Source organism: Centipeda infelix ATCC 43532 (assembly GCF_000234095.1).
Classification (GTDB): Bacteria; Bacillota; Negativicutes; order Selenomonadales; family Selenomonadaceae; genus Centipeda; species Centipeda infelix.
On sequence record NZ_JH376799.1, the window covers coordinates 498787 to 508312 of the forward strand.

Here is a 9526-nt window from a genome sequence, read left to right on the forward strand (position 1 = left end):
TTCATCTTGCCAAAATTTTTGAATCGGATTAAAATAGGCATGCAGGAAGATTTCGTTGAAAGGGGTACGGCATGGGACTGCCGAGCTCCGATGCAAGGAGGTTTTGACATGACAGGATTACCGCTTATCCTCGCGTTTTGGCTGGCGATCGTCATCATGATCGTCATGATTTCAAAGCTGCGCATCCATCCGTTCATCTCGATCATGCTCGTCTCGCTCGGTCTGGGGCTCGTCGCGGGCATCCCTCTCGTGGATCATAAACTCGCCGACGGGGCCGTACAGCACGGACTTGCCACCGTCGTCGGACAGGGATTCTCGGGGACGTTTACGAGCATCGGCATCGTCATCATCCTCGGTGCAATGATCGGCACGGTACTCGAAAAGACGGGCGGTGCGCTGAAGCTCGCGGACATGATGATCCGCCTCGTGGGCAAGGACAGTCCCGTCCTCGCCGTACAGCTCATGGGTTGGGTGGTCTCGATCCCCGTGTTCTGCGACTCGGGCTTCGTCATCCTCGATCCGATCCGCAAGGCACTTGTACGCCGCACCGCCGTCTCTGCCGTCTCCATGACCTTTGCCCTGAGCTCCGGTCTCTTTATCTCACACGTCTTTATCCCGCCGACACCGGGACCGATTGCAGCGGCAAGCACACTCGGCATCGGCGACTACCTCCTGCAGGTCATCGGGATGGGGCTGCTCTGCTCGATCTTCCCGCTGATCGCCGGCTATTTCTTCGCACGTTGGATCGGAAAACGCGTACAGTCAAAGGACGAGGTGGATCCGGATGAGATTGCACGCGTCTACAAGGATCTCATCGCTTCCTACGGCAAACTGCCCTCGGGGTTCAGCACGCTCGCACCCATCATCGTCCCGATCTCGCTGATGGCGATTTCCTCCGTGGTCGTGATGCTGGGGCAGACAGGCTTTGTCGCGGAGCTCCTGCGCTTCCTCGGCACGCCGATCATCGCGCTCGCAGTCGGTATGGCATTCGCTGCGCTGCAGCTCTTCTCTGTGAACCGCTCACATGAGTTCTACGATATATGCAACTCCAGTCTCATGACGGTCGGTCCGATCCTTTTCATTACGGCAGCGGGCGGCGTGCTCGGCAAGGTGATCGCCGTCTCAGATATGGTGCGCTACATCTCGGCGCATGCGGATGTATTCGGCGGGCTCGGGATCTTCTTCCCCTTCCTGCTCTCCGCCGTCCTCAAGACCGCGCAGGGTTCCTCGACCGTCGCGATGATTACGACAGCGGGCATTATCGCGCCGCTGCTCCCCGTCCTCGGTTTCCAGACACCGATACAGGCGACGCTCGCCTGTATGGCAATCGGCGCAGGTGCGATGACCGTCTCACACGCGAACGATTCTTATTTCTGGGTGGTCTCGGAGTTCAGCGGTCTGACCCCCGATCAGGGCTACCGCGTCCAAACCATGGGTACGCTCGTGCTTGGCATTGCGGCGATTGTGGAGATCGCACTGCTGAGTATGGTGCTGAGCTGATATTCACAAGAATCTACAAAAGAGTATTGCGTCATGCAATACTCTTTTCTTATGCAGGTGTTTCCACATTCCAATCTATCTTTTTCTTGCCAGTGACAGAAAAAGACCGTAGAATAAAGCATAGAAGCACTGATGAATTCAGTCGCGCCAATCTGACGCCTGCATTTTATCAGCGTTCTCTATCATTCATTTCTGTTGCCATACGGCAAGGAGGTTACCATGAAGTTCCCAACACGGCTTATTGTCCTCACACTCACACTGCTCCTTGCATTTTCAGTCACGGCATTCGCCAAAAGTGCAAATCAGCAGCGCACCGAAATCCAAGAGCTTCACACACAGGCACTCACGAACCTCTATGAGCTCTCCCCCGATGCGCGCGATGTCATCAACAATGCTTATGGGTACGCGACACTCAGTGCTACCGGTTCACAGCTGGGGCTGCTCGGCGGCGCACACGGACGCGGTCTTGCCGTGAACAACCGCACTGGTGAACAGCTCTACATGAAGATGGAGGCGTATCAGGTCGGCATCGGGCTTGGCGTGAAAGAATACGATCTCATCTTCGTCTTTGGCACAAAACACGCATGGGATTCCTTTATCTCAGGCAAGTTCAAGGTTGGCGGTGCAGCGGAAGTCTCCGCAACGGACGGCTATTCAGGAGGTGCGATCGAGGGCGCGGACATCGTCGCAAAGGACACATGGGTCTATCAGATCACGACGAAGGGGCTCGCCGTTGGAGCGATGCTTAAAGGGCTCAGCATCTATCCGAACCGAAAGCTCAATTCGTAATTCCCACGAAAAAGAGGATTGCAGCGGCGCAATCCTCTTTTTCTATTGCATCAGCGAGCCATCGTATTTCAGCGTTGCAAAGTAATCGTCAAGTGTCTGCGCGCGGCGGATCAGCTCGATGCTGCCGTCCGTGCGGCGGAGGAGTTCGGCACAGTGGAGTTTGCCGTTGTAGTTAAACCCCATCGCACTGCCGTGTGCGCCCGTGTCATGGATGATGACGATGTCGCCGATGTCGATCTTCGGCAGGGCACGGTCAATGGCGAATTTGTCATTGTTCTCGCAGAGCGAGCCCGTGATATCATAGATGTGGTCGGCGGGCGCGTGCTCCTTGCCGAGTACGGTGATATGGTGATACGCGCCGTAGAGCGCAGGACGCATGAGATTTGCCATGCAGGAATCCAGACCGATGTAGTGTTTGTAGGTGTCCTTCTCGTGAAGGACGGTGGAGACGAGCCAGCCCGCGTCGCCCGTCATGGCGCGTCCGCTCTCCGTGCGGATGCCGACATCGCCGAGCCCTGCGGGCACCATGATGTGATTGTAGAGCCGCTGCACGCCCGCGCCAATCGCCGCGTAGTTGACGGGATTCTCCTCGGGACGGTACGGAATACCGAAGCCGCCGCCAAGGTTGATAAACTCGGGCGTGATATTGAGCTGTTCCTTGAGTTCGGCTGCGAGCTCGAACATAATGCGCGCGGTGAGGAGGAACGCCTCGGTGCGCAGCTCGGACGAGATCACCATCGTGTGCAGGCCGAACCGCTGCACCCCCATTTCACGCGCACGCGCGTAGGCCTCGAAGAGCTGCGGACGTGTGAGCCCGTATTTCGCCTCCATCGGCTTTCCGATGATATCGTTTCCCTCGATGAGATCACCCGGGTTGTAGCGGAAGCTCAGCACTTCGGGCAGCCCCGCGTGCTGCGCCATGTAGTCCAGATGCGTGATATCGTCGAGGTTGATGACGGCACCGAGTTCGATTGCCTTTTGGAACTCATCGTAGGGTGTATCGTTCGACGTGAGCATGATCTCCTCGCCCGTAACCCCTGCCGCCTCCGAGATCAGAAGCTCAGCGATGCTGCTGCAGTCCGTGCCCGCCCCCTCCTCGTGGAGAAGCTGAACAATGCGTGGGTTCGGCAGTGCCTTCACGGCGAAGTGCTCGCGGAAGTGCGGTGCCCACGCAAAGGCATCGCGCAGGCGGCGGAAGTTCGCGCGGATGGCCGCCTCGTCGTAGAGGTGAAACGGGGTCGGATATCGCTCGATCAGCCGCAGGGTCTCTTCCTGCGTGAGCGGGAATGTCTTTTCGTTCATATTGTCCTCCCTCTATATGAGCTTCTCCCTCGCAATTGGAGGAAGAAACGCCCCTTCCACCACGCTTCGCGTGGTCCCCCTCCCCCGTGTCGCACGGGGGAGGCTATCAGGTCTAGAAGTCTCGTTATTATAGCAACGAAAAAAGACCTCTGTCAATCCGCCGATGGAGTATGATGTTCCGAAGCGAACCCTAGTGGAGCAAGCGAGAAAAGCGTGCGGTATGCCCCGGCGGATTTCTTTCGTTCAAGCGAAGCGCGTTTAAGAAGTCCGCCGGTATTTAAGCATACAAGCATGCGATCGATTGCGCAACGAGGCGTTCGTGAGGGGCATCATATGGAAGTCTCAAATTGTATACCTTGACGAAAACCCGTCTCTCCCCTATAATGGGGGCTATCTTTTTTTTCTTACATATCTATATGGAGAACTGATGAAGGGGGTATCATTTATGATATTTGGAGGAAGAGCCCTGCGTCTCGCGGCCGCACTCGTCGGCACCGCACTCCTCGGCTCCGCGCTTGCGGGCTGCGGCGACGATGCGGCGAAGTCGGATGAGATCCGCATCGGCGCAAACTTCGAGATGACGGGCAACACGGCGAACTACGGCACGTCGACGCTTGAGGGTCTGAAACTCGCGATCAAGGAAGCAAACGACGCGGGCGGCATCAACGGCAAGAAGATCGTCCTCGTTGAGGCGGACAACAAGTCCGAGGCGGCGGAGTCGATCAACGCGGCGACAAAGCTCATCTCCGACGACCACGTCCGCGCAATCGTCGGGCCCGCGACGACGGGCAACGTCATCGCAGAGTCACAGGTGGCGACGGACAACAAGGTTCCCGTCATTGCACCGGATGCAACGGCAGTCGATGTCACCGTGGAGAACGGCACAGTAAAGCCGTGGATCTTCCGCAGCTGCTTCATCGACCCGCAGCAGGGCGATGTCATGGCGAAGTTCGCACTCGATACGCTCAAGGCAAAGACGGCGGTCATCTACATCGACAACTCGACGGACTACTCCAAGAGCCTTGCCGAGGTCTTTACGAAGGTCTTTACGGCGGGCGGCGGTCAGGTACTTATGACCGAAGGATTCCTTGCAAAGGATCAGGACTTCAAGGCGACGCTCACGCGTCTGCGTGCGGCAAACGCGGATGTCATCTTCGTCCCCGCTTACTATGAAGAGGTCGGCAAGATCGTCAAGCAGGCACGCGAGATCGGCATCACCGCGCCCATCATCGGCACGGACGGCTGGGACGATCCGAAGGTCGCCGAGCTGGCGGGCGCAGCGGCACTCAACAACACGTACTTCAGCACGCACTACTCCGACAAGGATGAGTCCGTACGCCCCTTCATCGAGGCGTTCCAGAAGGAATACAACCATGCGCCGAACGTCTTCGCGGCACTCGGCTACGATGCGGGCAAGCTGCTCGTGGATGCGCTCAAGCGCGCGGGTTCGGATGATCCCGAGGCACTCCGCAAGGCGATCGAGGAGACGAAGAATCTCGTCGTCGGCACGGGTACGATCACGATGGATGCGCAGCACAACCCGATCAAGCAGGCGGTCATTCTCGAGAACAAGGACGGCGACCGCGTTGTCGTCGCAAAGATTATGCCGAGTATGTAATCCATTCGGCTAAGAGTGCACAAAGAGCCGCAAAGTGCGGCTCTTTTTTATCACATGGAGGTGGTTATTCTATGGAGTTTATGCACCAGATACTCCAACAGCTGATCAACGGCATCTCACTCGGCAGCATCTACGCGCTGATTGCGCTCGGCTATACGATGATCTACGGCATCATCAAGCTCATCAACTTTGCGCACGGCGACATCTATATGGTCGGCGCATACCTCGGCTTCTACGCCATCACGCTCGGCATCCCCGTTCTGCCCGCGATCCTCATTTCGATGGCGGTCACGTCCCTGCTCGGCGTCCTCGTCGAGCGGTTCGCCTACCGTCCGCTGCGTCACGCACCGCGCATCTCCGTGCTCATCACGGCAATCGGCGTATCGTTCCTCCTCGAGTACGTCATGATGGCGGTCGTCTCCCCCACGCCGCGCACCTTCCCCGCAACGATCAGCGACGTATCCTTTGATGTGGCAGGGCTCATCATCAGCGGGCAGCAGCTTCTCATCATGGGCGTGACCTTTGTGCTTATGCTCATCCTCACCTACATTGTCCGCTCGACCAAAATTGGCAAGGCGATGCGCGCCGCATCGTACGACACGGAGGCGGCGCAGCTCATGGGCATCAACGCGAACCGCATCATCTCGGTCACGTTCGCCATCGGCTCGGCACTCGCGGCGGTCGCGGGCGTGCTCATCGGCATCTACTACAACTCCATCGATCCCCTCATGGGTCTCATGCCCGGCATCAAAGCATTCGTCGCGGCAGTGTTCGGCGGCATCGGCATCCTGCCAGGCGCGGTGGTCGGTGGGCTCGTTCTCGGCATCGTCGAGGCCTTTATCTCAGGGTTCGGCTTCTCGATGTTCCGCGATGCGGCGGCGTTCGCCATCCTGATTCTCGTCCTGCTCCTCAAGCCCGCAGGAATTTTCGGGAAAAATATCAAGGAAAAGGTCTAAGGAGGTGCGCAGATGAATTTATTGCAGAAAAATGATCTCAAAATGCTCGTCTTCGCCCTCGTCATCTACGGTATTATCATGGGGCTGACGAGTGCAGGGATGCTGAGTGCGTTCTGGCAGCTCAACCTCATCTTTGCGGGCATCAACATCATCCTTGCGGCAAGTCTCAACCTGATCAACGGGTACACCGGACAATTTTCGTTGGGTCATGCCGGATTTATGGCGGTCGGCGCGTATGTCGGCGTGGTGCTCACAACAAATTTCCACGCGGTGTTCCCCGTCGCCATTCTCGCTGGCGGCATTGCGGCGGGGCTCCTCGGTGCGCTCATCGGACTGCCGACGCTGCGCCTGCGCGGCGACTACCTCGCCATCGCAACGCTCGGCCTCGGTGAGATCGTTCGCATCGTGATTATCAACGTTCCGTACGTCGGCGGTGCGGCGGGGTTCAAGGGCATTCAGCACCTCACGAATTTTACGTGGGTGTTCTTCCTCATGCTTGCGACGCTCTTCCTTATCAAAAATTTCGTGAACTCGCGCCACGGCCGCGCGTGTCTTGCGATCCGCGAGAATGAGATTGCAGCGGAGTCGATGGGTGTGAATACAACGGTGTACAAGGTACTCGCATTCACCATTGGCGCGTTCTTCGCGGGAGTTGCGGGCGTACTCTTCGGACACAATATGTACATCCTCAGCCCCGCCTCGTTCACGTTTATGCAGTCGTTCAACATCCTCATCATGGTGGTCATGGGCGGCCTCGGCTCGATGACCGGCTCGATTGCGGGAGCGCTCGTCGTCACCTTCCTCTCGGCAGCACTCGCGAGCTTCCCGAATGCACGCATGATTATCTACGCGCTCGCGCTCATCCTGCTCATGTTCTACCGCCCGCAGGGCCTCTTCGGCTATGTCGAGATCACGGCAATGCAGCCGCTCCGCCGCTTCTTCAAGAAGGGAGGCGAGGCGTAATGGCAAAGGATTTACTCACGGCGACCGATGTCTCGATGGTCTTTGGCGGGCTGAAGGCGATTGTGGACTTCAATGTGCACATCAAAAACGGCGAGCTCCTCGGTCTCATCGGTCCGAACGGCGCGGGCAAGACGACGGCGTTCAACCTCTTTACGGGGGTTTATCAGCCGACCACGGGCGAGATCCTGTTCAAGGACAAGAGCATCGTCGGTCTGAAACCATACCAGATCACAGAGCGCGGCATTGCGCGTACGTTCCAGAACATCCGTCTCTTCGGCGAGCTCTCCGTGCTCGACAATGTCAAGATCGCCTACCACTGTCACATGAACTACGGACTTCTCGAATCCGTCCTGCGCCTTGGGCGTTACCGAATGGAGGAGAAGAAGCTCGCGGAGGAGGCATACCGTCTGCTTGAGATCTTCCATCTCGCAGATGTGGCACAGGAGAAGGCGAAGAACCTGCCCTACGGCGCGCAGCGGCGGCTGGAGATCGCGCGTGCACTCGCGGCGCAGCCGAGCCTTTTGCTCCTCGACGAGCCGGCGGCGGGCATGAACCCGCAGGAGACCCTTGAACTCATGGAGATGATTCGCTGGGTCAAGAAGGACTTCGGCATCACAATCCTCCTCATCGAACACGATATGTCGCTCGTCATGGGCATCTGTGAGCGCATCTACGTCCTCGAGTACGGTGCAATCATCGCGAACGGTACTCCTGCGGAGATTCGCTCGAATCCCGAGGTCGTCCGTGCATATCTGGGAGCGGAGGAATAAGATGGAAAACGAAACGACTATGAAAGGCGCCCCTATGCTCCGCATCACGGATCTGGAGGTCTACTATGGCGCAATTCACGCGCTCAAGGGGCTGTCCCTTGATGTGCAGGAAGGCGAGATCGTCACCCTCATCGGCGCGAACGGTGCGGGCAAGTCCACGACGCTCCGCACGATCTCGGGACTGATCGCACCGAAGAGCGGCACGGTCGAATTTGAGGGCAAAAATATCGCGGGTACGGGCGCACATGAAATCGTACGCGCCGGCATCTCACAAGTGCCCGAGGGGCGGCGCATTTTCGCCGAGATGACCGTGCTCGAAAACCTTGAGCTCGGCGCGTTCACGCGCAGTGACAAGGACGGCATCGCCGCCGACATGGAGATGGTCTTTACGCGCTTCCCGCGCCTGAAGGAGCGCATCGCCCAGCAGGCGGGCACACTCTCGGGCGGCGAGCAGCAGATGCTCGCCATGGGACGTGCGCTCATGAGCCGTCCGCGCCTTCTGCTCCTCGACGAGCCGTCGATGGGGCTTGCACCACTGCTCATCAAGGAGATTTTCTCGATCATCGTTGACATCAACAAGACGGGCACGACCATCCTTCTCGTCGAGCAGAACGCGAACATGGCGCTCTCCATCGCAAACCGCGCCTATGTCCTTGAGACGGGACGCATCACCCTCGCGGGCGACGCAAATGAGTTGGCGGCGAGTGAGGATGTGCGCAAAGCGTATCTGGGCGGGTAAAATCGCGCAGATTGGGCATCTTTTCCGCCCAATCTGCGCGTCCAAATCCTCCACATAGGTTTATCTATGCGTCCGGTTGGTCCGCTTGATCGAACGACAAATCTGCTCCAATCTGAACGATTTTACATTTCCCGAAAAGGATATTTCATTCATTAAGGCGAATATTTAGAAACATATCACACGTATCCATTGGCAAGGAGGAAGCATTTATGTTTGTTGCCAACTGTATGACCAAGAACCCTGTCACGATTGCGCCCGATGCAGGTATGGACGAGGCAGAAAAGCTCATGGACAAGGGGCATTTCCGTCGTCTCCCCGTCGTGGAGCACGGAAAGCTCGTCGGCTTTTTCACGAACCGCGATCTCCTGCGCGCTTCGCCGTCTGCGGCAACCACACTCGATCGCTACGAAGTGCGCACCCTGCTCTCAAAGATCAAGGTCGCCGATGTCATGCAGAAGAACGTCATCACCGTCACCGATACGATGACGATCGAGGAGGCTGCGCTCGTCATGGAGCGCGAGAAGATCGGCGGTGTCCCCGTTCTCTCTGAGGTTGGCAAGCTCGTCGGCATCATCTCCTCCACGGACATCTTCCGTGCCTTTATCGCCGTCATGGGACTGGACAGCGGCAAGACACGACTCACGATCGACGTTTCTGACCGCAAGGGCGTTCTGCGTGACATCTCGACTGTCCTTGCCGACCTCGACATCAGCATCGACAGCATGGTCACACTCCCGCAGCCAAGCGGCACCTATCAGATCATCATCCGCGCCGACATCGACGACGTAGACACGGTCAAGGAACGCCTCTGGGCGAAGGGATTCAAGGTCAGCCACGTGATCCAGATCGGCTGAACACCTTCATCCATACAAAAACTCTGCCGTTTTAG

The 9526-nt window shown here is 57.8% G+C and carries 9 protein-coding genes; 8 read left to right on the forward strand and 1 reads right to left on the reverse strand.

Features of this window, described 5'->3' with window-relative positions; genetic code table 11:
• The first annotated feature begins 108 nt into the window (after positions 1 to 108).
• Together HMPREF9334_RS08480 and HMPREF9334_RS08485 are read left to right on the forward strand one after the other, a co-directional pair.
• Positions 109 to 1500, forward strand: coding sequence for a GntP family permease (locus HMPREF9334_RS08480; RefSeq protein WP_006693056.1), 1392 nt, complete (start codon positions 109 to 111; stop codon positions 1498 to 1500).
• A gap of 219 nt (positions 1501 to 1719) precedes the next feature.
• A complete protein-coding gene (locus HMPREF9334_RS08485) occupies positions 1720 to 2289 on the forward strand; it encodes a lipid-binding SYLF domain-containing protein (protein ID WP_039957441.1) in 570 nt (189 codons plus the stop codon).
• 42 nt (positions 2290 to 2331) lie between these two features.
• Here the strand turns inward: HMPREF9334_RS08485 and HMPREF9334_RS08490 are convergent, their stop codons facing one another.
• Complete coding sequence (locus HMPREF9334_RS08490; protein WP_006693058.1) at positions 2332 to 3591, reverse strand: diaminopimelate decarboxylase family protein; 1260 nt, start codon at positions 3589 to 3591, stop codon at positions 2332 to 2334.
• Positions 3592 to 4036: 445 nt separating this feature from the next.
• On the opposite strand from HMPREF9334_RS08490, the gene HMPREF9334_RS08495 reads away from it, so the two are divergent.
• From HMPREF9334_RS08495 to HMPREF9334_RS08520, 6 genes are all read left to right on the forward strand, one after another.
• The gene (locus HMPREF9334_RS08495) at positions 4037 to 5209 is read left to right on the forward strand and encodes an ABC transporter substrate-binding protein (protein ID WP_039957443.1); all 1173 of its coding nucleotides are present in this window, start codon (positions 4037 to 4039) and stop codon (positions 5207 to 5209) included.
• 71 nt (positions 5210 to 5280) lie between these two features.
• Positions 5281 to 6165 carry a branched-chain amino acid ABC transporter permease gene (locus tag HMPREF9334_RS08500; RefSeq protein WP_006693060.1) on the forward strand — a complete coding sequence of 295 codons (885 nt, stop codon included), beginning with the start codon at positions 5281 to 5283 and terminating at the stop codon, positions 6163 to 6165.
• A 12-nt stretch (positions 6166 to 6177) separates the two neighbouring features.
• Positions 6178 to 7128: a branched-chain amino acid ABC transporter permease gene (locus HMPREF9334_RS08505; protein WP_006693061.1), complete on the forward strand. Its 951-nt coding sequence runs from the start codon at positions 6178 to 6180 to the stop codon at positions 7126 to 7128.
• Positions 7128 to 7898, forward strand: a complete 771-nt coding sequence (locus HMPREF9334_RS08510; protein ID WP_006693062.1) for an ABC transporter ATP-binding protein — start codon at positions 7128 to 7130, stop codon at positions 7896 to 7898. The genes HMPREF9334_RS08505 and HMPREF9334_RS08510 overlap by 1 nt, the downstream gene beginning before the upstream one ends.
• Position 7899: 1 nt before the next feature.
• Complete coding sequence (locus tag HMPREF9334_RS08515) at positions 7900 to 8637, forward strand: ABC transporter ATP-binding protein (protein WP_006693063.1); 738 nt, start codon at positions 7900 to 7902, stop codon at positions 8635 to 8637.
• A gap of 209 nt (positions 8638 to 8846) precedes the next feature.
• Positions 8847 to 9491: a CBS domain-containing protein gene (locus HMPREF9334_RS08520; protein WP_006693064.1), complete on the forward strand. Its 645-nt coding sequence runs from the start codon at positions 8847 to 8849 to the stop codon at positions 9489 to 9491.
• Positions 9492 to 9526 lie beyond the last annotated feature (35 nt).

Bases quoted from the DNA above. Each gene is read 5' to 3' on its own strand.
- HMPREF9334_RS08515 (WP_006693063.1), top strand. From the start codon at position 7,900: ATGGAAAACGAAACGACTATGAAAGGCGCCCCTATGCTCCGCATCACG.
- HMPREF9334_RS08490 (WP_006693058.1), bottom strand. From the start codon at position 3,591: ATGAACGAAAAGACATTCCCGCTCACGCAGGAAGAGACCCTGCGGCTG.
- HMPREF9334_RS08510 (WP_006693062.1), top strand. From the start codon at position 7,128: ATGGCAAAGGATTTACTCACGGCGACCGATGTCTCGATGGTCTTTGGC.
- HMPREF9334_RS08480 (WP_006693056.1), top strand. From the start codon at position 109: ATGACAGGATTACCGCTTATCCTCGCGTTTTGGCTGGCGATCGTCATC.
- HMPREF9334_RS08485 (WP_039957441.1), top strand. From the start codon at position 1,720: ATGAAGTTCCCAACACGGCTTATTGTCCTCACACTCACACTGCTCCTT.
- HMPREF9334_RS08505 (WP_006693061.1), top strand. From the start codon at position 6,178: ATGAATTTATTGCAGAAAAATGATCTCAAAATGCTCGTCTTCGCCCTC.
- HMPREF9334_RS08495 (WP_039957443.1), top strand. From the start codon at position 4,037: ATGATATTTGGAGGAAGAGCCCTGCGTCTCGCGGCCGCACTCGTCGGC.
- HMPREF9334_RS08520 (WP_006693064.1), top strand. From the start codon at position 8,847: ATGTTTGTTGCCAACTGTATGACCAAGAACCCTGTCACGATTGCGCCC.
- HMPREF9334_RS08500 (WP_006693060.1), top strand. From the start codon at position 5,281: ATGGAGTTTATGCACCAGATACTCCAACAGCTGATCAACGGCATCTCA.